This is a genomic window from Pseudidiomarina terrestris (assembly GCF_030466375.1).
Classification (GTDB): Bacteria; Pseudomonadota; Gammaproteobacteria; order Enterobacterales; family Alteromonadaceae; genus Pseudidiomarina; species Pseudidiomarina terrestris.
The window spans coordinates 437170-458356 of record NZ_JAGGJE010000001.1 but is presented as its reverse complement, the minus strand read 5'-3'; the positions used below and the strand labels follow the sequence as shown (position 1 = coordinate 458356).

Sequence of the window (21187 nt, the reverse complement as noted above, 5' to 3'; positions counted from 1 at the left end):
CCTTTACTTCTGCGAGCGAAGTTGCTCTGTGGCCTCGATAGTAACGCGAGCGACTTCAAACAGCTCCTCAGGCGAAATCGGACTCGGATTGCCATTCCTGATTGCATCTAAAAAGGCCTGAACGCAGGCTTTTTGCCCTTTATCCTGACGCCAAAGGTTCATTTTCTTAAACCCTGGCCAACCGTAGCCTCGGAGCTTGCGAAAGTTATCCAGCTGCAATACACGACCAGCAGCAAATACCTCAATACGTTCTTTCGGGAAGCTATTTGCTCCATTCGCGAAGTAATGAATGGTTGCTAGTGAACCGTCCTCAAAACCTAACGTAATTGATGCTTTGTCTTCCGTTACTTCTCCGTTGTCCGTATCACCCATTTTTCGAGCCTGTACGGAGATTATCGGCGAATCAACCAAAAAGCGTGCAAGATCAATGAAGTGGCACGCTTCGCCAATAATTCGGCCACCACCAGTTTCAATGTCCTGAGTCCAATGGTCTGAAGGAATAGCACCAGCATTCATCGTCAAAATTAGAGTCTTAGGCTCTCTCAAAGGCATCACAAGAGACTTCATTTTTTGAACCTGGCGAGCAAAACGACGATTAAAACCGACCATCAAAAGTGGCGAATTCTCTGTCATTTGAAGCGACTTTTGAACCAGTTCAAGCTCTTCAAAGTTTATCGCCAGCGGCTTTTCTACAAAGACATGTTTTCCGGCTGCAACAGCTTTTGATACGAAGTGTGCGTGGGTATTGTGGCGGGTTACGATCGCCACAGTATTTATTAGGTCACTTAAAATCAAGCCTTCAGTATCAGTTGTAGTTTCCCTAAATCCAGCCTTAGCTCCATGAATGACCCCATTCACTCCACCAGACGTTGCGATTGACTGAAGTTGCCCATTTGCCGCTTTAAAAGCAGGGATGAGGACTCGAGATGCATAATTACCCGCGCCAACAAACCCTATTGTTGGCTCTTTTGGGTCGTAGGTGCTTTCTTTATTAAGCGTAACAGTTTTAACCGTCCTTTCTTCAGACGGTCTATTGTACTCGAGCAGTATACCAAGCGCCGTTTTATCAGCGCCTAGAGCATCATAAGCCTCTTTTGCATTCTCAAATGCATATCTATGAGTTATAAGCGGTTCAACATTCAGCTTTCCGCTAGCCATCATATCCAAAACGGCTTCAAGATTGCGCTGTTCTGTCCAGCGAACAAAACCTATCGGATAATCTTGGCCGTCCTCCTCATAGGACGGGTCATAACGTCCCGGTCCATAAGAGCATGAAACTTGAAAGGTAAGCTCTTTCTCATAAAAGTCAGAACGGTTTAGCTCAAGTCCTGTGACTCCGACTAAAACTATCCTTCCACGTTTCCGGCACATCTCGGCTGCGTCAGCAACAGGTTTACTACTCTGTGTTGAAGCCGTAATTAAAACAGCATCGACCCCACGTCCTTTGGTAAAGCTTTTTGCAACAGCTATAGGGTCTTCTCCAGCAGCGGGGTTCACTACCTTAGCACCTAATTCCTCTGCAAGCTTAATACGGCGTTTATCGAGGTCGATTCCAATTACACGGCAGCCATTTGCAAGCAACATTTGCACGGTTAATAGCCCGATCAGCCCCAATCCAATTACGACAACTGTTTCACCAATTGATGGATTAACAAGCCGTATACCTTGCAAACCAATAGCTCCTAAAACAGTAAAAGAAGCTTGATCGTCAGAAACTTTATCAGGAACCTTTGCACACAGGTTTTGGGAAACGACAACCACTTCGGAGTGGCTTCCGTTACTTACTACCCGGTCGCCAACCTCAAAGGCATTTACACCCGTCCCAACTGTCGCCACTACGCCAACATTACAGTAACCGAGCGGTATTGGTTGCTCTAACTTACTTTTCACGGACTCTGCTGTAGCAATAATTCCGTCGGTTTTTGCTTTTTCTAAAACCATTCGGACTTTATCAGGCTGCTGCCGTACTTTCGCTATCCATCCACCTTTTCCAAAGTCTAGCAGCATCCTTTCTGTCCCAGCGGACACAACCGTTTTACATGTTTCTACAAGGATACGGTTGGCTCCTACGTGGGGTCTTGGAACTTCTTCGATTCGTATAGAACCATCCTTTAAACTCTGCAACAACTGCCTCATTGGTTCCCCTCAAAACGGATGGTCATGTCTTTTTTCTTTTCTACAGATGGGTAATTAATAAGCACCGCGCGAAACTTCCCTTTAAAAACAAATAAGCTGCCGGCCGCCACCCCAATCGGACGATAAAGGTCGACGACTTCTTTTATATGTTCCAGCGTTCCAGCCCCGCCGAGAACGGTCAATGGAATATCCAGTTCCTTTCTCGTTAGCTCGATAAGCTTTAAATCGTAGCCTTGCATGACACCATCACAATCTATCGAGTTTACTACGATCTCTCCGGCTCCTCGCTCTTCAATTCTTCTCAATATGTCCTTAAAGCTGCCTTTCACTTTCTTTTTGCCATTTCTGATATAGACGTCATAGCTGCCCCACAAGGTCTTTTTCACATCAAGAACAACCACAACGCTCTGTTTCCCGATAGCAGCCACCATGTCTTCAATCAAGCTGCCAGACTCGAATGCGCTGGCACTAATTGCGACTTTTTCGACGCCCAAATTACTAATTCTGACGGCTTGCTCTACGGTTGAAACGCCACCGCCGTAGCACAGCGGCATTCGACATTCAGACGCTAGATTTCTAATCATTTCGTAGTCAGGTTCACGTCTATCACGAGTAGCATCAATATCAAGGACGATAAGCTCATCCACAAGTTTTTCATTGAAGATCTTCACAGCGTTTATTGGGTCGCCCACATATTTTGGGTCCGAGAATTTTTTTGTTTTGACTAGTCCTTTGTTATGAACGAGCAGGCAGGGGATAATTCGTGAACGTAACATAATTAAATCGCCGCAAAGTTTTGTAGAAGGCGGGTTCCATTATTTAAGCTTTTCTCTGGATGAAACTGAAACGCATAAATATTTTTTCGATGCAGAGCACAAGCAAACTCGACTCCGTACACAGAGCTGGCTAAAGTATCGTCTGCATTCGTTGCCTCAAAATAAAATGAGTGTAAAAAATAGAACCCTATTTCGTAATCCACGCCTGCAAATATCGCTTGATCTTTTTTCGGAGATACCTGGTTCCAACCCATGTGAGGGATTTTTGGCTTACGTTGGATCGATTCGGGGTCAAATATCCTAACCTTACCCGGAATCCAGCCCAAACCAGAGCATGTCCCCTCTTCACTGGAGTCGCCCATTATTTGCATACCTACGCACACACCCAACACTGGCTTTTTTAGATCTAAAACTTGAATCTCTAGCTCTTCCCTTAAACCTGATTCGTTCAAAAGTTTCATCGCATAATCAAAGGCACCCACCCCCGGGAGAATAAATTTATCGACGCCTTCAAAATGCGCTTTTTCGCTCACGACTCGGTGCGGGATATTGCTACGCTTGAAAATGTTAGCAAAAGCGCTAATGTTGCCTAAGCCGTAGTTGATGATTCCTATCACCGCTTCCCACCTTTCTCCAAACCCAAAGCCCTCATTGCCTTCGCGCCAAGCTCATAGAATGATTCTTGATTCTTGTAATCTTTATAGGTTTTGTTAGGCGCGTTGAAATAGGATCTCAGCTCAGCAGCACTTATACCCAATTTACTTGCAACATACTCAAACTCGTGCTCAATTTCTGCTGGATCGTAGGCAGGTTTCTTGAGCTTCTCAAGCGCCTCGTCTCGCGTCATTTGTCCTGTCAGGATTAAGCTGGAATACTGCACTTTTCGCGTGTCATAACCAAACTTTTCTGGTAACCAATAGCTCTCATAAAACTTAGTAAAGCGAGACTCAAAATGTTTCTGCGCATAGCGCTGGTAACCAAAGTTATCTACTAGAAATTGGGTAGCTTGCTCTTTGTCATAGGGCAAGTAGTCAAGAGGTCTTAAAACTTTGATTCCCTTAACATAAGGCAGGAAAATCTTATGCCACAGGATATTGGTTACAGGATAATTCTTAAGTTTACGCTGCCCAAATTTACGATGTATGTCTTTTAGCTGTCTAGAATCTGACTGATAGTACATCCACTCAAGTGGGTTTCTGACACATTCCGTCGAGTAATTCCCGCCGGTAAGTATGTATTTTACCCCGTACTTCGCTGCAAACTTATACATGGTAGCGAAAAAAGCGTGGTCTTGAGGTGTGTCAATGTGAGAAACACCTGACTTAATAAAGGAAAGTTGAAGATCTTTCATTTCTTCCCAGTCGATAACTTCCGTATAAAGATCTAGATCTAAGCCATCGACGATTTTTTCAATATTATTTACGGCTGTCTGCGAATTCCAACCTGCATCCACATGAAAAACTAGTGGTCGTAAACCAAGCTTCTGCTTTGCTAGATAGACCAAATAAGAACTGTCTATTCCACCACTCATTCCAATTATGCAGTCAAATTCTTTACCTACACCTTCTTTTTTAATTTTTTCTGCGACTTCGTTTATCTGTTGCAACCCCTTTTCGTCCGGATGCCATTTGGGAGCGATATCTTCGAAAAATGTATTACAGTGATCGCAAATACCTTTATCGTCGAAAATGATTTTGCTATCTGACGTGTCCATCACGCAGTTTACACAGACTCTTTTCTCGTTCATTTTAAGCCTTTTTTCATACTATTTAGTCTTTAAAGGAGACATATTATTTCGTTTATTTAATCGAAAGATGTGAGTAAATTCTACAGATGAAAAGCCAATATCCTAAGCTGATGACTTCCGTATTCACTTACTCTTAGGACATTTCGTCGCCGAGTGCTCGAATCGCTATATCGCTATATTGAAACATGCAACTCTTCGCCTTAGCTTCGGAAAGGCATACTTGATATGCTTCATGGTCTATGAGCATGCGTTGTATCTTATCGGACAGCTCTTCGACAGTTCCGGTTGTTAGAGTCAAAAATTTTTCTGGATCGACTAATTTATCGAAACCATCCCAATATCGAAGGATAGCTGGAATACCAAGTCCAAGAGACTCTTCCCATAATGTTGAGTGTGTGCCGGGAAAGACCATCAAATCAGACGAAGCAATTATTGATGATACTTGCTCCGGACTTTGCCAACCCAAATAGACTATTTTGACTAAAGATGAATCGACAATTTCGGAAAATGCTTCAGCGTTTGAAGCCGGCGGCTCGCCAAATAAAACAATAGCGATTTGATCCAATAAATTTTCACCTAGTTGGTTACAGGCCTGTACCAATAAGTCAAGTCTTTTACGATCATCAAACTTACCTCCAGTGCCGATTATAAAACGATCTTGAGGTATACCATTTCTGACTCTAGTCTCTTTCCTAATACTTCGTAAATAATCAGGTGAGAATCTAGAGTCGTCATATCCAAGCGGTAAGTATTCAACTTTGCCTCTCGGTATTTTATAAACATCTATTAAAAACTCACATCTAGGAGGTGTCACTCCATAAAATTTTTTTACCTCGTGTTGGATGCGTGAAATATAATATCTGTAAATAATCCTATGAAGTACTTTCTCTGACAAAAATCCTTTCGCGCTGTTAATAAAGTCCGTATGACAATCTGAAAAAACTTTAACCTGAGGATTACTTCTGACATAGCGTGCAACAGTGCCCGTATTCCAAAACTGCGCGTCATGTAAAAATATAATATCTGGATTAAAATTATCTAACTCATCTTCCAAACCATTATATAATCTCAGTTTCCTGACGAACTTCTTCGGTAACCAGCGAACATAATTGAGTCTAGTAACCGGAATTGAATCTTCATTCAGAAATGTTTTAGCGACTGTATATCCCAGTTGTCTGTTTGCTAAATAAGTTTCGGTTGAAGCGATAATCTTTACTTCGTGTCCTTTTGTCTTATGAATTCGAGGCAGTATGTTTTCTTGATATGCATACCCCTCTACATAGATGGCTGCAAGACACAAGTGCGCAATTTTCATGGCCTAGAGCTCCACTTCGTTACGAAGCTGCTTCACGTTTTCTATAAACTTGATTGGGTCTGTTATAGAATGAGACACCTCCTCTAATTGTTGATCGTCTAAATCCCACCACTGAGATTGCAACAACTCCTCAATTATATCCTTAGAAAAACGGTATTTTATCACCTTTGCGGGGTTGCCGGCGACTACTGCATATGGAGGCACGTCCTTTGTGACCACAGACCCCATTCCAACTACTGCGCCAATACCGACAGATATCCCCTGCTTGATAAGCACATTGCTTCCCAGCCAAACATCGGTCCCGATTATTGACCTTAAGGGTTCATTACGAGGGAATAAGCTAAATTTTTTCCGAATACTATCTCGTCCTTGGTAAAATGCAGGAGAAGTGGAAACCCATGACAATGGGTGCATTCCGCCCCCGCATTTGACGTTGTTTGCTATAGATACAAAACTACCGATGTCAGCATTAAAAATCTCACAATCGTAGCCTATGAACGAGTGTTTACCCATTCTAACGTTTACTACATTGCTTCTTGCTTCCACTTTACTTGATTTATGAATATTTGAATCAGTAACGGCCGCGATCTGAATTTTAGTTAAGAACTTCGAGAGTAAATATCTTAGTGTCATGAATATGTCCCCGACAGCTCAGCAAAAAGAATACCTGAACTAGCGAACGCAAGAGCTGTTCCAATGTATTGCATATACTTGTATCCCGAACGAGCGTTTACCTTTATTGAACCTACCAATAGATACCCAATTAATATATATAGGTAAAGCAACGCTCTAGTAATTAGTTCAATTGAACCAAGCATTACTAACAAAAGATTAAGTAAAAGCACTAAGCTAAAAGTAGAGTAGTTATAATAAGGCTTGTACTTATGAAGATGCATCGTTAATATAACATAGATAAATATTACACATCGAAACGCAAGGCCGATGCCTATTCCGGTATGGGCTGATCGGACCTCTACGGTTGACTTTTCAAGGTAGTGGAAATATTCAGAAGTTATTAAGAACTGAGACATTTCCATTAAAGGAGACGTCAATGAATTTATAAGATCGGGATTAGAAGCCACGAACAACGCAAAAAATAGAAAAATAACATGGCTGAGTACCGAAACTCTAAAACCTTTTTTCTTAAAAGCAATGAAAGCAGTTATGAATACCAGCATATAAACTGAGGAAAAGTGAAAAAAGCTGCCAGCCAATATGATGAGTACGGCCTTTAAATATTTTTCTCGTAACATGAAGCTAAAAGCGATGACAAAAAAAGATATTGCCATTGCCTGTCGGATTCCGTTAACTGACCATATGTGAAACCAAAGCATCAGCACTACAATGGTAGCTACCGCTCCAAGACGCTTGTTTTCAAAAATCTTCGTATAACCAATCAATAACAAAGTCAATGTCACTGAAGACAACGTTGCAACAACGACCGTGCCGTTTGGAAAGAGAAGCGCAAGTGATTTGACTACGTAATAGAAACCAACTTCCTTATTTAGCAGGTATTGATCGAGGTAACCACTTTCAACATACTGTTTAACGCTTTCCAAATAATAAGACCTGTCCGTTGATTCGGTGACAGGCAAAATAAGAAATATTACAAAAAATACAATAGCGGCACTTACATACAAATGGCTGTGTTGTGGCAGAAAGCTAGTTTTTAAAATATCATTTTTTTTAAAGCTTAGAGCTAAAATTAAGCCGTAGCCAACGAGCATGATTACCGCATAATACATAACTTCAATCATAAGAACGTGTCAATTGGTATAAGTAACTTCGAGAACGAAGCAGAATCTTTTTAACGGTTGCATTTAAAGTATTAACTTCTAAACTAGGTTGGCGATCCTGTTGTATCTCACTTTCAATATTGCTATCGAAATCTACAAGAGGCGGAAATAGACCTGTTAGGCGATAATTTTTAGGCAACCAATAGTCAATAGGGTAATCTATCTTTTCCATTTCCAAAATTCTTTGTTCCGCCGCCGTTCTATTTATCAGGTACGCATAACCGCCGCTAGGCCTCTCAGAAAAGGGGCCCATATTTCTATCACGAAGAACACAAGATTTCCTTGAAAATAAGCGCGGCTTGCCATCCTCTGTACGCTCATACGTAAGATGGTGTCCAAGCAAGATTACAGTTGGTTCGGTGGTGTGAACATGCTCCAAAATTTGCGTGAAAGTTTGGTTAAACTCCGAAGGGGTCATTTCTCTCAGCTGTATGTCGTCCTCAAGAACCAATGCCCAATTCAACGGCGAAGTGATCAGAGAGTGATAGCACTTCAAATGGGACAAGGCGCACGCTATCTCTCGAGTACCAATCTGTCTTCCAATTATTTCTTTTGAATTTGAGCGTTTAACCAGCTCCTCAACTCGATCATTTTTTACACGCCCATCTACCGCTGGTATAACCTCGTAATCGACCCCGATGTTTTCGATGAGTTTCACGGAACGATGACGCCTTTCGCCATGATCAGCTAAGTTAATAAGGAAGGCTTTACAGTTCACGAAATGGACTACTCGCTAGTAGACTATTTTGCGATTTTTCAATTTCTTTCATTTTGGTACGCGGATCAAACGGACGCGCTTCTAAGACTTCATCAAGACGATGGTACATTCTCTCATCTACCCCTATGCTTGAGAAGTAATCTATGAACTTGTAGTGTCCACCCTTTATCCTATCGAAACTGGAAGCCAACCAAATACTTGGTTTTAAGAAGGAATCAGCAAATATTAACCCATGTAAAGAAGACGAAATTACAACTTCAACCGAACAAATCTCTTGTACGAATAATTCGAGATCATCTGTTTCGATATCTATTAGTTTATACGACCCCAAAAAACTTAGGTCATTAGATCTAAAAAATTCTTTATCCGCATAATGCAGCACGACCCCAAACCTATAGCTCGTTGCTGAAGCCTCACTCGAACTCGGTATCAATCTAGAAGCCAAAATTCCTGGATCACCGATACCACGGCAGCTCTTCTTTTGCTCTTGTGAGAGCTTGTCGAAAGTTTGCAGTCCCCTAACGGCATGCACTGTAGCGTGCTTTGGAATTATAGTATCTTTAAACAAACATCCACTTCCCCAAATAATAGATCTTGAAGTAGCATTCTCAATCACTGAACCGCACGCCAGTATGTGGTTGAACGGATAAACTTTAGGATGAATCCAAGTCACTGACTTCCCCGACATAGCCTCAATTAATCGAACGTTATAAATATCTCCTAAGTTTAACCTACCGTTAAACCAATACATCTTTTCCGAATTGAAACGTAGCATCGAACCTATACTTCTCAATATCAGGTCCAAATAACTTTTATAACGTTTTAAGCTCATGACTAGCTCTTATTAGTAAATGAATTTGTAGACAAATAATCGAAAGTGAAGTAGCGAGAGCGACACCTAAAACACCATGATATCTTGCAAATATTAGAGAAATAATCAAATTTACCAAAAACCATGAAATAGAAATCCGAGAATATTGTCGCTCAAATCCGCACATATTTAAAACCAAGCCAGGAACACCTAAAAATGACTTAATTACATATCCGAAACCTATAATCACCAACACTTTGTGCGACGACTCATAACCCTCACCATATAAAATATAAATTAACTCTTCTCCAAATGATAAAATAATCAAATAGAGCACAAAACTTAACAAAAACTGGAAACGTGTTATGTTTTTAAGATAAGTACGCATTTGATTGCGTCCTTTCACTCGAAAGATTTCAGATACCCGTGACGCGGTAAACGTTTGGGCCGAGCTTATGATCATCATAAACATCGATAGAAAACTGAGAGCTACCACGTATTGGCCAAGCTCCGAGGCATTAGTGAATAGACTTAATACAAAGACATCTGTATTAGAAAACAGAATAAGCATACCCTCGACTAAGATGAATGGTGCTCCAGCCTTGATTAGCTTCTCGCGGCGATGGATCTTATTTTTGCGTTCACCTTTAAACTCTATAAAACATTTTTTATAAACAACTTTTACAAGCTTGGCTTGGTTAAATCCAAAATAAAGTAGAGGAGTTAAAAGAAAAGTTAAAATATAAAACGTTACAAATGATTCCAGCGATAATTTAACGAATGCAGCGTAGGCTATTACGATTAATTTCATTATGTTTGGGAACACCATGAGTATAGCGATAGCCCTAGTGTTCAGTGTTGCCCTCGCATGTGCTATCAACATTTGGTTCAATGCCATAAAAAATACAACAATAGAGATCAGTGAGAGGGCTTCCGTAAAACCATCCGACGGCTCTCTAATAAATTCAAAGTATAAGTAGTTGAGAGTCGATATAATTAAACATATGATTAGTATAGTGAAGGTTATATTTTTAATTAGGTAGAATTTCTTAAAAATGTTACGTTGATTAAACTCTCGCAAGTAAAATACGTTTAATCCAAAGGTTCCTAGGACCGCTGATACCGCAGCAAATGAGTTGACAAGGCCCACGTTTCCAAGCGCTTGGTCACCTAAGGTTCTACCAATATATACAGATGCAAACATTCCTAGAAGTGCACTTAAAACTTTGATTAAAAGCGCTATTAGGGCATTCTTAGCCATCGCTATAATCTTAAGCTTGTTTCGGTACTGCCAAAAATAGCCTTTAAGTCATAAATGATCCCATTCTCAACCATAAGTCTTTTAATTGATTTGAAGCCCATACTAATAAATTGCGTGTGAGCCACAGCGATAATAACCCCTTCGTAACGTTTTTCTAATCCATTTTCGAAAACAACGTTACTACCGTAAATATCATTCAGCTCTTGCTTGGAAGCGACTGGATCGTATATTTTAACATTTAGCCCATAATCGATTAACTCTTGAAAAACATCGAAAACTTTCGAGTTTCTTAAATCCGGGCAGTTCTCTTTGAATGTGGCACCGAGTATTAATATTTCGCTTTTTTCAGTTAACAAACCAGATTTGAATAGGGCCTTTATAAATTGAGAAGATATGTGCTTAGGCATCTCGTTATTGATTTTCCGACTTACTCTTATCAACTCTGGTGGGAAACCGACTACAGATGCTTTATGAAACAAATAGTAAGGGTCAACCCCGATACAGTGTCCGCCAACAAGCCCAGGCTTAAAATTCAGGAAGTTCCATTTTGTACTAGCAGCTTTCAGCACTTCATGAGTATCAATCCCCATTCTGGAGAAAATCATCGCTAGTTCGTTTACTAAGGCAATATTTACATCCCGTTGTGTATTTTCAATTACCTTTGATGCTTCTGCTATCCGTATTGTTGGAGCTAGATATGTCCCGGCTTTGATAATCGATTTATAAAGGCCGTCGATAAATTGGCTTGACTCCATACACGAGCCAGATGTAACTTTTACAATATTACTTATTCGATTTGTCTTATCGCCGGGGTTTACTCGTTCAGGACTATAACCCACCGCAAAGTCGCGGTGTAATCTTAATCCAGAGTAACCCTCGAGGAGAGGAACGCAGTCTTCTTCTGTCGCCCCTGGATATACTGTAGATTCATATATTACGGTATCTCCTTTCTTAAGAATTTTTCCTAACTTAGTACTTGCGTCCAACAAAGGCGAAAGATCCGGTTCGTTCGTTTTGCTTATCGGAGTTGGAACGGTAACGATATATACGTTTGCCTGTTTAATAGCTGTTAGTTCGCATGTAAACGATATATTCTCTCTTACTAGGTCACTACTCTCTTGAACCTCACCAGTAGAGTCATATCCCTTTTTAAGTTCTTCTACTCTCTTGGTATTGATATCAAAGCCAATAGTTGGATATTTCTTGCTAAACTCAATAGCTAAGGGCAAGCCCACGTAGCCGAGACCGATCACGGCAATTTTCACTTTATTCAGATCCATGAGGTTACTTACCTAGGGTTGGAGGTTAAAAAATAGAATTGTGGGTTAACAGCGGCTTGTTAAAAGTATTAGGCTGGCGCTGTTTAAAAGTATTAGGCCGGCGCTGTCTTTGCTTTAGGGTATTTAATAATTTAAAATCGGAGCGGTGGAACCTTTACCCTTTATTTAGCCAAGATACGATAAAACATGAACTAATCGTCTGCTTTTCCTCTACACACATCATAAGCACAGGCCACCTCGTACTGCGTATATCCTGTTGAACGCCAACGATTAGTATTCGAAAAACTCTCTTCACCCGCATACTCAGGAACCTGCTCCGGCCTGACACCACCCTGCTCAAGCAACCTACGTGTGATCTCTTTATAATAATGCTTAGGGCGCTTGCAGAAATCTTCGTAGGGAATAACAAGCTTCTGGTGCTCAGGCAATCCCGAGATGCCACGTTCAACCGATGCGTTAATAGCCGCGATTTGGCCTGCGACGGACTCCAGCGGCGCTAAATCTTTCAGCTGTGGGTACTCTTTGATCTTAAACGAGTACCAGGTGTTAATGTCGCCGAACTGGCGCTTACGCGCTTCCAGTGCCGACTGAATATTAAATACCGGGTCACGGCGGATCCAGATAAACAGCGCTTTATCAAACTGCTCGGCAAGCTCCGGAATATTTTGATTCATGATCATGCCTTTCATGGCAAAAGGCTTCTCGAAGATATTGGCCAAAGCATTCAGTTCGTCGCGTAAGCCTTTAAGATTGCCCTTCTCGCGCAACTCATCGCCAGGCAGGTAATCCAGCTCCTGAAACGGCAAGAACCGGCGCCAGAAGTACCAGAACTCATTAGGTGCAAGCGCCCCTTTAGTTTTGCCATTTTCCGAGGTGAAATCCACATCAGAATTAAAATCCCGAATCTCGTTACGAAAATTAAAGCGCGGATCTGTGAGCAGTTGCTGGATTTTCGCACCCACTAAAGGCGCGCCATAAAAGCGCGACAACAAATTGGTCGGATAAGCAGCAAGACCGGTATCCGCAAGCCACTGGGTAAATAGCGTGGTGCCCGAGCGCAGCGGTCCCATGACAAAGATTTTCGAGAAGTTTTCAGCGGCGTTTTCGAGGTAGGTTTCGTTGGCACCGGCGAGATTAGCATTTAACTCGCTCAGTAAAGCTTCCAAATCTGATACTTTCGAGAATTGTTCTACGCGTTTCTCTTCTTGTGTCATCACACTCTCTCGGTTCACTCGGTTCACTTTATTCAAATGGGGCGCGGTTCATGCTAACTGATATCGTTGCAGCAGGCGTTTTACTTCATCTGGAGAGCAGTTCATCAGCACATCAATGATGGACAGATTGGGAGTAAATTCCGCTTCACCTTGCGAGTACTCAATCGGTAACGAGTCAATAAATTTCAGCTCGATGCCCTGCTCCGCAAAGTCCTTCGCATCATAGAGCTTTCGGCCGCCAGGGGCATTGATGTAGCAATCGGCGTCAAACTTATGAGAGAGCGCAATCAGCCGATCACGAGGTCCTGCCTCACGGTCATAATCCAGCTCGCTGGTTTTTTTAAACTCTTTTTCGACACCAAGGTAAGCAAAGATACTCTCAAAGCCTTTCTGACAGACTGCGGCGATGCTTCTATCTCCCGAGTCGATACCAAACTCCAGGGTTTCCTGCACCAGCGGGAAGACGTCATCGAAATAAGGAGCTTTTGCATAACAATGGCTGATGGTTTTCAGTGCTTTGTCCACATCATCTGAAAATTCCAGCTCGCAAAACAGCTTATTCTGCGAGGCTCCGGGTACTGGCACCGTAAATCGGGTCACGCCGTTTGCCGATAACACGTTGTTGCGATTTACAAAGCCGCGCTTGATGTAATTTACATCGTCGTAAATCAGAAAGAGGTCTGCGGCATACATCAGCTGAAAGTAGCCAATGTACGGAAACAGGTAAGGCTGCATGACGGCTAGCTTCATGCTTTTACTCACTCTGATTTATAGCTGTAGCCGTAATGATAGCCATACCCATAGCCATAAGCACCACTGGCGCGGCGCTCAACGCCGTTAAGAATTACACCGCGCACGGTTACGCCGTTTTGGTCAAAGCGTTTGACTGTGGCTGCTACTTCTTTGGCTGGGGTTTCACCGAAACGTGCGACAAGCAATGTCGTACCTGCGTAACGGCCGACAATCGCAGCGTCTGTTACTGCCAGAATCGGTGGGGTATCAATCAGCACGTAATCGTAATACTCGTTGGCTTTATCCAGCAGCTTTTCCATGCGCGGATGCATCAACAGTTCCGAGGGGTTCGGTGCTGCGGTACCGCGCGAGACAAAATGCAGGTCAGCAATTTCGGTCTTATGAATAATCGTCGAAAGATTATTCTTATCGACCTCGCCGCCGTTCTGATCTTTTTGCACGCTGGCGAGAAAATCCGACAAACCGTACTTGTTTTCGACACCAAACTGCAAGTGCAGGTAGCCGCGACGGATATCTCCGTCAATCACCAGCACTTTCTGACCGGCTTGTGCCAGCACTGCCGCTAAATTCGCGGTGACAAAGCTTTTCCCCACACCAGGCGCGGGGCCTGAAATCATAATGGTCTTGTTCTGCGCTTCTAGCATGGCAAAGTGCAAACTGGTACGCAGACCGCGTAAGGCTTCAATGGCTAAATCTGCTGGGTCTTCCAGTGCCAAAAAGGGCAACTCTTTCTTCGCTGCTGCTTTCGCGCGCAATTTACCCAGCCTAAAGTTCATATCTTTTTGGACCGGTGACAGTGGCACCGATGCATACACATTTACGCCAATCTCTTCCAGCTGCTCCGCCGACTCAACCCCGCGATTCAGCGCTGCCATCAGAAATACATAGCCGACGCTCACCATGCCGCCGAGCATGGTGGCTAGTACCACAATTAAGCTTTTCTTCGGCGCTACAGGCGTTGGATTGGTCACGGCTTCATCAAGAATACGCACATTACCGACGGTGCCAGCTTTCAGTACATTCAGCTCCTGCATACGATTAAGTAACTGCACGTAGATTTCCTGCGACACTTCCACGTCCCGCGCTAAGCGCAGCACTTCCTGCTGAGTCTCCGGCAGATCGCCGACCTGCTCGTTAATCTGTTGCTGTTCTTGTTGTAACTGCGCTTTTTGTTCAAGCAGTGACTGATAGGTCGGGTGCTCGCGGGTGTACAAACGCGACAATTCTTTTTCTTTTAGCTCCAGCTCGTTCAGGCGCTTTTCGATTTCGACCACGCGCTCAAGCAGGCTGGCGGTTTCAATGGAGAGATCAACGGACTGGCTTTGCAGGCGGTAGCGGTTCAGTTTCTCTTCCGCTGCGGTCAGGTTCGCCCGTACCGTCGGCATTTCCTGCTCGATAAATTGCAGGCTGTTCTCAGCTTCTGCGGCGTTGCGGCGAATGTTCTGTAGCATGTACTCGTTGGCCACCGCGCCCAGTACATCTTCAGCATAGTCCTGATCCGTGTGCTGAAAACTTGCGCTTAAAATGCCGGTTTGTTTGCCGCGCTCGCTTACCGACAAGCCTTGCTGAATATCTTTTATCGTGCGCAGACGGTTACGCTTCATTAATTCGAAGCTGCTGGTATCCGTCAGCACCGCATCATTGACCATAAGCTCAAAGCCATCGAGTACCGCCAGCTGCCCAACTTTACCGGCAATCAGTAGGTCGCCATCTTCATCAAGTACTTCATAACTTACGCCGTTATCAGCGAACTCCAGCTGCAGGGGCTGCCCTTCGTAACCGCGCGGCACCACAAACTGGGTGATGCTGACTTCGTCCTGTCCTGGTGAACGACGGGCCAGCCAATCGCCAATAATCGGCATGTAATCCGGGGTCACGCGATCGGTCAGCTTCAGCTGATCAACCACGGCACCCACCACCATTCGCGATTTCATGATTTCGATTTCCGTGGCGGCCTGGCTCTCGCTGGTGAACATCTCACCGAACTCACCGCCTAAAGCTGGCAGGCCGCTGGATTTCTCTTCTACCTGCAACAAGGCGTCGGCCTGATACACCGGTGTGCTCAGCACTGCGTAAAGTACGCCGAACACCATAAACACGAAGGTCACGCCGATGATCAGCCAGCGCCGGTCAATCAACAGACCAAACAGGCGCCCGAGATCGATCTCGTCGTCATCGCGCCGTTCGGCGGCTAAATCGGGTTTGGTCGTGTTCACAGTTTTGTTTTCCATTCGTTACAGCTCTTCTCGATGAGTTCAAATACGTGTTGATAGACATCGTCGCTACGACGATAAGGATCGGGAATTTCTTTACCTTTGCCATTTCCGCCCTGGGCGTCGAGCCAATGCCCCAGCAGCATGGTTTTGGCATGGGCTTCAGGATAACGCTTGGCGATGTGACTGCGCTGCTCGTTTTCCATCACCAGGATGAGGTCGTAGTTACTGATGAGCTCGCGGGTCAGTTGTTGGGCTTCGTGGATGTCAAACTGGTGGCCGTTTTTAGCGGCGATGTCGCGCGCTTTGGCGTCCATGTCCCAGCCTTTGCCTTTGCGTTCGCCTTCTTTTTCGCTACTTTTTTCAACCATGGCGGTGATGCCGGCGCTGTCGATCTGTTTATCGGGCAGCGCCTGTTGCAACATAAATTTCGCGGTGGGGCTGCGGCAGATATTGCCAAGGCACACCACCAGTATTTTATTGAACATACTTACTTCTTATTCAACTGATTCGTTAGTTACCGACGTCGTCGCTGAAGCGGCCGAGGCTATACAAACCTGTTACCGATGGCAGCAACTGGTTGATCACGCGGTTCCAGCGGCTGATGGGCGCAGCGGTCACGTACACGATGTCGCGCTGTTGCAGCTCGAACTGCTCGGCCATGACCAGGGCCACGGTATTGGCTGCGTTGAGCTGATACACCTTGGCGATTTTGCCTGAGTCTGGCTCTGGCTGACGAATCACGAAAATACCTGCGGCATCGGCGCTGATTTCCTGCCAGCCGCCCGCATCTGCTAAAGCTTCAGCCAGGGTCGTACCTGACTGGCCCATAATGTACGACTGCGGCTTGCGCACTTCGCCTAATACAAACACCTTGTTGTCGTCGTTACGGGCAACATGCACCACATCATTGGTTTGCAGCAGAATGTTCTGGTCGGTATTACCCGACTGATACAGCTCGCGCAAATTAAAGTCTAATTTGCGATCGCCGCGGGTTAAGGTAACCCGGTTCCAGTTGGCGGCTTCACTTAAGCCACCGGCTGCGTTGACCGCTTCAATCAAAGTCATCGGTACGTTGGTCACAGGCACTGTGCCTGGCTCGTTGACTGCGCCTGTTACGTATACGCGCTGGCTGCGAAAGGCTGCGACCGTCACGTCGACCTGTGGGCTTTCGATGTATTTGGCCAGACGGCGGGTGATCATGTCACGGATTTCAGTGACTTTCATGCCAGCGACTTCAACTTCGCCAATGTAGGGGTAGAAAATAGTACCGTCGTTGTGCACCCAGTTACCGGCTTCTTCGGCGCTACGCATCGAGCCTGCCGGGATCGTCAGTTCCGGGTGGTTCCATACGGTAATGTTCAGAATATCGCCACGGCCTACGGTGTAATCGTAGTTGTTGCGCGCTTGCTCTAGGGCACTGTTAAATGCCGGCTTGCTGGGCTTGGTTTGCATCTCGGCCAGTAACATCGGCGAGATCTGGTAGGTATCTACTAGCTTGCTAAGCTCAGCTTCACTAAATTCTTGCTCATAGGCATTGCGCGTGTCGTCGCTGAACAGGCCACCACTACTACTGTCAGGTATATGGCCGCCCGGAGCCAGCGAGCAACCGCTAAGCAGCAAGGCGATAAAGGATACTGCGGTCAGTTTCGTTTTCATGGTTGTGTTCCTGTTTAGTTCTGCGCAGGTCTGAAGCCACGTGCTTCGGTGGTCTGATAGAGGTTAATGCTTCTGTTCAACATTTGTCCACCGTCGCGGGTGATGGGGTTCCAGGCGACGTTACCGCGGGACATTGTATGACGTACAAAGAACAGATCGAATGGGATGCTGATGTAAAAGCCTTTGGTGAAGCCGCCTTCGCCGAAATCTTCCCGCGAGACATTGGTAAATGCGGCATAGGCTCCGGCGCTGACGCCCGAGTCAAATTGATGCGAAATGTCAAACTGCACGCCTTCGTCGCCGGCGAGGAAGCGCCCGGCTTTCACTTTAATCAAGCTGTTTGGTAGCACTTCTGGCTGCCAGTACATGCTGGCGTGGCCGGTCAACACGTCGTAATCTTCGAAACTGAAGTTGTTCTCCGGGTCGCGCTGCTGTACGTAGTTGAGGTCGAGGCCGAAGGCTACTCTCGAGTTGAGCGGCCGGTACAGTACTTCGGCGCCGATACCACCGAACATGCGCTCAAGGTAGCCACCGTACAGCGCGTAATAGGTGTTGCTGCTGGCCTGGCCGGTGTACACCAGCTGCGCGTTTTGCAGCCATAGTGTTTGGTTGTCGGCGTATTCGCGGATACGGGTGCGCACGCGCGGCAGCGGGTTGTCCTGACTATCGACCAGAAAGTTGAATTCATCGTAGTTGTTGAAGATGTTCAGACCGATTTCGCCGCTGAGTTTCAGGTTCGGGCTGAAGTCATAGTAACCATCGGCCATGACTGCCAGCTGGTAGATGTAGAAGTCTTCCGCCCCACCAAACGCCTGGCTGAGTTTCGGAGTAAACGAATACCCGCTGTTCGTAACTTGCTGTTCGTTATTTGTTAGGTCGCTGGGCCGGACGTGGCCGATGCTGATGGCGTCGTGCTCGTCGCGGAAGAAGCGCTCACCGCGGGCGGCGGTTTTATAATACGGCGCATTGACGTTGTACTGTACGATGCCAAGACCGTCTGTCAATTCGGCGATTTCATAGCGCTTCACATCTTCCGGCATTTCGTTGCTGAGAATGCGGGCGGCTTTGCTGACCGCTTCTTCGCGGTCACGGTAACGGATTTGCTCGGTGTACAGAGTTACCCGCTCTTGCTCGTCATCGGTGGCAATTGCTTTCACGCGATAGCCCGTTTCATTCAGCAAATCCTGGCTCAGCCGCTGAATATCCAGCTCGCTGAAATTACTGGTGGTGCTGTACTTCGCGTCCCGCATTTCCGGCTCGAGCTTGATCTGATACGCGGTCGCCAGGTTGTAACGCAGGCTAAAACCAAAGGTCATGGTATTGCCACGCTGATAGCCCAGCTTCAGGTTGACGAAGTTATTCAGGGCGTATTCAGCACCGACGTTCCAGGCGCTGTCGACCACGATTTCACGCGGGTTTTCCGGATCAATCGGGTTCGGTAGCCGTTCGCTCTGGTAGTCGTTCGGATCGTACTCAGCTTTTAGTCTTAAACCTTCGACTGGCGTGCGCCATTCCAGCCCGCCAAATACTGCTGCCGGGCCTTTAAACATTTTATCCCACTCGACATCGCCGCCGCCCTGAGTGAAACCGCCGGGCCGCTCGCAGAATTCGTCAGTGATTTCGCAGAAAGGGTTAAAGGCATTGTCGCGCCGCCCTAAGTAGCCAAAACCAAGGCCAACGTGGAAATCAAAAACGCCGAGCTTCTCGGTTTCGTAGGCTTTACTGGCAACGAAGTACTCACCGGCGAATAATCCGGTGCCGCCGAGATCCTGAAAGCCTAAGGCCACTTCCGGTAGCCATTTGGATTCTTCGTATAAACGGAATTTAAGATCGAAACCTTTATCTTTCAGGGTTTGATCACCGCTGAACTCCGGATCATCGGAGTAAAACGAGTAGCGGAAATCGGTGTAACGCGCGGTGGCTTGCATCCAGTCGAACACCTGCAGGGTGATCGAGGTACGCCGGTAATCGTCGGTATCGCTGTAGCCAATGGTGATGTGACCTTCGCTGTTCATGCGCGCGGTTGGCGTTTGTAACAGGCCAACGCCGCCGAAATCACTGGTGGTGTAGGGGTCTGGATTATACTCTTGCGCTTGCGCAGCGCCGACGCCTAGCGCTGAAATCAGGGCTGCTGCAACGTAATATTTCATTGCGAGAAATCCCAGTGCTGCAGGAACATCGCGAGTTGTGCGTTGATATCCCGGAAACCTTGCGGTAAATCACTTTCGGCGATGCTGGTCAGCACGATGCCCGGCTGGCCATCGTTTAGTTTTTCCCGCGGCTCGAGCTCGCGGATAGTGCCATTCGGCTGAATCAGCCAGCGCTCGGTTTTTGTCAGATTGCTAACGCCAACTTGCGTACTGCTGGCCGCTGCCAGCACTACTTCATACGCGTCTTCTGCATCGCGGGCGTTCAGCACCGGATTGTGCTCTAAGGTCGAACGCATCTTTGCCGGGTCGAGGCCATGTATATAGCTTGCCCGCATTGGCCATTGCTGGAACTGTTCGGCGAGCTGTCGCGCCGCCTGTTCTAATTCGCTGTCGCCGTCGTGCTGATAGATTTCTGCCAGCATACGCAGGCGTTTCAACATGCCGGTATGGCGCCCGGCAAAGCGCTCATCCAGTTCGTCGCTGTGAATGCGCAGGCCCGGCCAGTAACTGTCCGGGTAAAAATGCTGCTGCATGGCTTCCACGAAATGGCGTAATCTTGGTTGCGCCTCTGGCGTGACCGACACCTGAAAACGGGTAACTTCTGCCTCGCCCCGCGGCGCAATGGGTCGTGCGAGATTGACCATCTCCAGTTCGACATAGCCATGCTGCGGACTCAGCCATTGTTTGCTGCTGATCACGTACATGTTATCGGTACTTAAACGGTAGCTATTGCTGAAATCGTGGGTCTGCACTGGCTTGCCTGCGACATATTCTGTCGCTGTACCCTGCTCCGTAATATCCCGGCCGTCGCGCTGAAACTCCGATTGCACCTGCAAGGTGACGATTTCATGCTGCGGGTCATGCGGAGTATAACGGGCGGTGGGACGCTGAATCTGGATGCTGCGCTGCCAACTGGAGCTGCAGTTTTGTTGTTGCTGCTGCTGTTGCTGCTCGGCTTGCTGGGGCTGCTTTAAGTAGCACGCCAGGGGATCATTATGGAGCTGATCCGTGTGCACACGATTTTCCCGTTCCAGCGCACTGGAGCGGATGATTCGACCTTGCCATAGTGTCAGAGCTTCGTCGCCCGCCGAGAACCAGTATTGCCCGTGATTGCCTGTGGCTGCGAGCACCAAAATAGTGCGCGGCGCGCCTTCAAACTGCACATAGGTAACCGGATAGGGGAATTGCTGCAGCGTCGCCAGGTCTGGCGCAGCTGGGGTATTCTCAAATAAAAACTGCAGCGATTGGGTCGCTGCAGTATTTTCAGTAGATTCTTGCGAACTAAGTAACGAACAGCCAGACAGCCCCCCAGATAAACCGAGTAAGGCTGCGGCTATAACGACACCACGCATCCGTGT

The 21187-nt window shown here is 46.1% G+C and carries 18 protein-coding genes; all 18 read right to left on the bottom strand.

Annotated features, from left to right (window positions below; all coding sequences use genetic code 11):
* Positions 1 to 3: 3 nt before the first annotated feature.
* Positions 4 to 2136: a bi-domain-containing oxidoreductase gene (locus J6J28_RS02155; RefSeq protein WP_301719675.1), complete on the bottom strand. Its 2133-nt coding sequence runs from the start codon at positions 2134 to 2136 to the stop codon at positions 4 to 6.
* A complete protein-coding gene (locus J6J28_RS02150) occupies positions 2133 to 2912 on the bottom strand; it encodes an AglZ/HisF2 family acetamidino modification protein (RefSeq protein ID WP_301719674.1) in 780 nt (259 codons plus the stop codon). The genes J6J28_RS02155 and J6J28_RS02150 overlap by 4 nt, the downstream gene beginning before the upstream one ends.
* Before the next feature lie 2 nt (positions 2913 to 2914).
* Positions 2915 to 3529 (bottom strand): imidazole glycerol phosphate synthase subunit HisH, encoded by a 615-nt coding sequence (hisH, locus tag J6J28_RS02145; protein WP_301719672.1) that lies wholly within the window; start codon positions 3527 to 3529, stop codon positions 2915 to 2917.
* Positions 3526 to 4659 (bottom strand): N-acetyl sugar amidotransferase, encoded by a 1134-nt coding sequence (locus J6J28_RS02140; RefSeq protein WP_301719671.1) that lies wholly within the window; start codon positions 4657 to 4659, stop codon positions 3526 to 3528. The genes hisH and J6J28_RS02140 overlap by 4 nt, the downstream gene beginning before the upstream one ends.
* 133 nt (positions 4660 to 4792) lie before the next feature.
* Positions 4793 to 5974 (bottom strand): glycosyltransferase family 4 protein, encoded by a 1182-nt coding sequence (locus J6J28_RS02135; protein WP_301719670.1) that lies wholly within the window; start codon positions 5972 to 5974, stop codon positions 4793 to 4795.
* 3 nt (positions 5975 to 5977) lie between these two features.
* A complete protein-coding gene (locus tag J6J28_RS02130; protein WP_301719669.1) occupies positions 5978 to 6607 on the bottom strand; it encodes a CatB-related O-acetyltransferase in 630 nt (209 codons plus the stop codon).
* Positions 6604 to 7731 (bottom strand): EpsG family protein, encoded by a 1128-nt coding sequence (locus J6J28_RS02125; RefSeq protein WP_301719668.1) that lies wholly within the window; start codon positions 7729 to 7731, stop codon positions 6604 to 6606. Before J6J28_RS02125 ends, J6J28_RS02130 begins: the two co-directional genes overlap by 4 nt.
* A complete protein-coding gene (locus J6J28_RS02120) occupies positions 7724 to 8488 on the bottom strand; it encodes a glycosyltransferase family 25 protein (protein ID WP_301719667.1) in 765 nt (254 codons plus the stop codon). Before J6J28_RS02120 ends, J6J28_RS02125 begins: the two co-directional genes overlap by 8 nt.
* Positions 8478 to 9320, bottom strand: a complete 843-nt coding sequence (locus tag J6J28_RS02115; protein ID WP_301719665.1) for a polysaccharide pyruvyl transferase family protein — start codon at positions 9318 to 9320, stop codon at positions 8478 to 8480. Before J6J28_RS02115 ends, J6J28_RS02120 begins: the two co-directional genes overlap by 11 nt.
* Positions 9301 to 10560 carry an oligosaccharide flippase family protein gene (locus J6J28_RS02110; protein WP_301719664.1) on the bottom strand — a complete coding sequence of 420 codons (1260 nt, stop codon included), beginning with the start codon at positions 10558 to 10560 and terminating at the stop codon, positions 9301 to 9303. Before J6J28_RS02110 ends, J6J28_RS02115 begins: the two co-directional genes overlap by 20 nt.
* 2 nt (positions 10561 to 10562) lie before the next feature.
* Complete coding sequence (locus tag J6J28_RS02105; protein WP_301719663.1) at positions 10563 to 11840, bottom strand: nucleotide sugar dehydrogenase; 1278 nt, start codon at positions 11838 to 11840, stop codon at positions 10563 to 10565.
* 191 nt (positions 11841 to 12031) lie between these two features.
* Positions 12032 to 13072 (bottom strand): sulfotransferase, encoded by a 1041-nt coding sequence (locus tag J6J28_RS02100; RefSeq protein WP_301719662.1) that lies wholly within the window; start codon positions 13070 to 13072, stop codon positions 12032 to 12034.
* 30 nt (positions 13073 to 13102) lie between these two features.
* On the bottom strand, positions 13103 to 13804 hold the full coding sequence (locus J6J28_RS02095) for a WbqC family protein (protein WP_301719661.1): 702 nt from the start codon (positions 13802 to 13804) through the stop codon (positions 13103 to 13105).
* A gap of 8 nt (positions 13805 to 13812) precedes the next feature.
* Positions 13813 to 16038: a polysaccharide biosynthesis tyrosine autokinase gene (locus J6J28_RS02090; RefSeq protein ID WP_301719660.1), complete on the bottom strand. Its 2226-nt coding sequence runs from the start codon at positions 16036 to 16038 to the stop codon at positions 13813 to 13815.
* Entirely contained in the window at positions 16020 to 16508 is a 489-nt protein-coding gene (locus tag J6J28_RS02085; protein WP_301719659.1) for a low molecular weight protein-tyrosine-phosphatase, read from the bottom strand. Before J6J28_RS02085 ends, J6J28_RS02090 begins: the two co-directional genes overlap by 19 nt.
* 25 nt (positions 16509 to 16533) lie before the next feature.
* A complete protein-coding gene (locus J6J28_RS02080) occupies positions 16534 to 17679 on the bottom strand; it encodes a polysaccharide export protein (RefSeq protein WP_301719658.1) in 1146 nt (381 codons plus the stop codon).
* A gap of 14 nt (positions 17680 to 17693) precedes the next feature.
* Complete coding sequence (locus tag J6J28_RS02075; RefSeq protein ID WP_301719657.1) at positions 17694 to 19829, bottom strand: YjbH domain-containing protein; 2136 nt, start codon at positions 19827 to 19829, stop codon at positions 17694 to 17696.
* Positions 19826 to 21181, bottom strand: a complete 1356-nt coding sequence (locus J6J28_RS02070; RefSeq protein WP_301719656.1) for a YjbF family lipoprotein — start codon at positions 21179 to 21181, stop codon at positions 19826 to 19828. The genes J6J28_RS02075 and J6J28_RS02070 overlap by 4 nt, the downstream gene beginning before the upstream one ends.
* Positions 21182 to 21187 lie beyond the last annotated feature (6 nt).

Coding starts and splice junctions, on each gene's coding strand:
- J6J28_RS02155 (WP_301719675.1), bottom strand. CDS start 2,136: ATGAGGCAGTTGTTGCAGAGTTTAAAGGATGGTTCTATACGAATCGAA.
- J6J28_RS02150 (WP_301719674.1), bottom strand. CDS start 2,912: ATGTTACGTTCACGAATTATCCCCTGCCTGCTCGTTCATAACAAAGGA.
- J6J28_RS02140 (WP_301719671.1), bottom strand. CDS start 4,659: ATGAACGAGAAAAGAGTCTGTGTAAACTGCGTGATGGACACGTCAGAT.
- J6J28_RS02135 (WP_301719670.1), bottom strand. CDS start 5,974: ATGAAAATTGCGCACTTGTGTCTTGCAGCCATCTATGTAGAGGGGTAT.
- J6J28_RS02130 (WP_301719669.1), bottom strand. CDS start 6,607: ATGACACTAAGATATTTACTCTCGAAGTTCTTAACTAAAATTCAGATC.
- J6J28_RS02125 (WP_301719668.1), bottom strand. CDS start 7,731: ATGATTGAAGTTATGTATTATGCGGTAATCATGCTCGTTGGCTACGGC.
- J6J28_RS02115 (WP_301719665.1), bottom strand. CDS start 9,320: ATGAGCTTAAAACGTTATAAAAGTTATTTGGACCTGATATTGAGAAGT.
- J6J28_RS02110 (WP_301719664.1), bottom strand. CDS start 10,560: ATGGCTAAGAATGCCCTAATAGCGCTTTTAATCAAAGTTTTAAGTGCA.
- J6J28_RS02105 (WP_301719663.1), bottom strand. CDS start 11,840: ATGGATCTGAATAAAGTGAAAATTGCCGTGATCGGTCTCGGCTACGTG.
- J6J28_RS02095 (WP_301719661.1), bottom strand. CDS start 13,804: ATGAAGCTAGCCGTCATGCAGCCTTACCTGTTTCCGTACATTGGCTAC.
- J6J28_RS02090 (WP_301719660.1), bottom strand. CDS start 16,038: ATGGAAAACAAAACTGTGAACACGACCAAACCCGATTTAGCCGCCGAA.
- J6J28_RS02085 (WP_301719659.1), bottom strand. CDS start 16,508: ATGTTCAATAAAATACTGGTGGTGTGCCTTGGCAATATCTGCCGCAGC.
- J6J28_RS02080 (WP_301719658.1), bottom strand. CDS start 17,679: ATGAAAACGAAACTGACCGCAGTATCCTTTATCGCCTTGCTGCTTAGC.
- J6J28_RS02075 (WP_301719657.1), bottom strand. CDS start 19,829: ATGAAATATTACGTTGCAGCAGCCCTGATTTCAGCGCTAGGCGTCGGC.
- J6J28_RS02070 (WP_301719656.1), bottom strand. CDS start 21,181: ATGCGTGGTGTCGTTATAGCCGCAGCCTTACTCGGTTTATCTGGGGGG.